The sequence below is a fragment of the Polaromonas sp. P1_G4 genome, from assembly GCF_056405475.1.
This window is the reverse complement of the sequence record NZ_JBFUCA010000790.1, coordinates 1-1,367: the sequence shown is the minus strand read 5'-3', so window position 1 is coordinate 1,367 and position 1,367 is coordinate 1. Positions and strand designations below refer to the sequence as shown.

At 60.2% G+C, this 1,367-nt stretch carries 1 protein-coding gene and 1 pseudogene; both read right to left on the bottom strand.

Annotation, left to right across the window (positions count from 1 at the left end; all coding sequences use genetic code 11):
* On the bottom strand, window positions 1-1,121 hold a 1,121-nt coding region (locus AC1D1X_RS23375; RefSeq protein WP_477699353.1), incomplete at its 3' end, for a PhoH family protein.
* Window positions 1,122-1,299: 178 nt separating this feature from the next.
* Window positions 1,300-1,367 (bottom strand): annotated as a pseudogene (locus AC1D1X_RS23370) (peroxiredoxin); the annotation flags it as partial.

Below are 1,367 nucleotides of genomic sequence, written 5' to 3'. Positions count from 1 at the left end.
GTGCCAGCCAGCGTGACGAAGTCCACTTCGGGGTCCATCAGCAGGTTCATCGCGAAGTTTTGCTCGCGGTTGCGTGTGGTGACGCCCCAGACGGCGTTTTTGAGGTGGTTGTAGTCCTTGAGGGTCTTCAGAACGGCGGTTTTCGCCCGGATTTCCGTCACGCGGGCATACAGCGGGGGTTCGCCGGGGGCCTCAAAAAACACAAACTGGTTGATCAGCAGGCTGCCCACTATGGGGCCCGTGATGCGGTAGAAGGTGTGGCTGCCTTGCTGCCAGCTTTCGACGGTTTTGCTCTGGCGCGTCCAGAAGTCAGCCGGCAGGGCCAGCGAGCCCGAATACAGCAGGTCGCCGTCTTCCAGTGTTTTGTCGTTCTGGTAGTCGTCTGTGGCCAGACCCAGGGCGCGGGCCTTGACGCGCATGTTGATGTCCTTGGACACCAGAACCACCTCGCGCGGCGCGTATTCCTTGCGCAAGGCCTCGACCACGCCCAGGATCTGGTTGTCGGCCTTGCCCTGCGGCAGGCTCATGGGCAGGGTGTAATCCAGCGGTTTGGTCTGGAAAAACAGGCAGCCACCAGCTTCAGGGTGACCGGTGGTGTCCAGTTTCAGGCCTTTGGCAATGTCAGCGCCCTGGGTGCCTGCCAGCGCGTCCAGCGTCCGGCTGGTCTGGCGGGCGTTGCGCGCCACCTCGGTCATGCCCTTTTTGTGGCCGTCGAGCTCTTCAAGCACGATCATGGGCAGGAAGATGTCGTGCTCCTCAAACCGGAACAGGCACATTGGGTCGTGCATCAACACATTGGTGTCGAGCACGAACAATTTGGTGGGACCAGTGCGCTTGGCCTTTTTGGGCTTGGCAGCCGGCTGCGGCAGTGGAATGCTCTCTTTTTTATAGCTGCTTGCGCTCGTCCTTGAAGGGTTGGCAGGCTCTTTTCCTTGAAACGCTGACGGATGCTGGCTGCCATCCCCTGCTGCGCGGCTGTCAAACAGGTCCATCACCGGGGGTTTCTGGGCGGATTCGGCACTTTCCGTCTTGCGTGCTTTGGAGGGCGAGCGGGCAGGCGCGTCAAGCGCGTCGGGGGAGAGCAGGGCGGCACGTTTGGTCGGGGCAGGGGGCAGGGGCATAGTGCTTAAAACTCTCTAAAAAAGAAGGGTTCCAGAAGCGAAAAAGCCGCCTTGAAACCAGGGCGGCTTGTTCTTTTGGCGCAGTTGCGAAGGTCAACAGCATGAGTTCATTATGCACAACTCGCGTGACAGGGCAATCCTTTGCAATTCTTTGTTGCTAACTGGCGTCAGGGCTGTTTCAGGCGGCCTTTTTGAGCGCCTTGACGGCCTTGAGCACGTCGTCCACGTGGCCGGGCACCTTCAGGC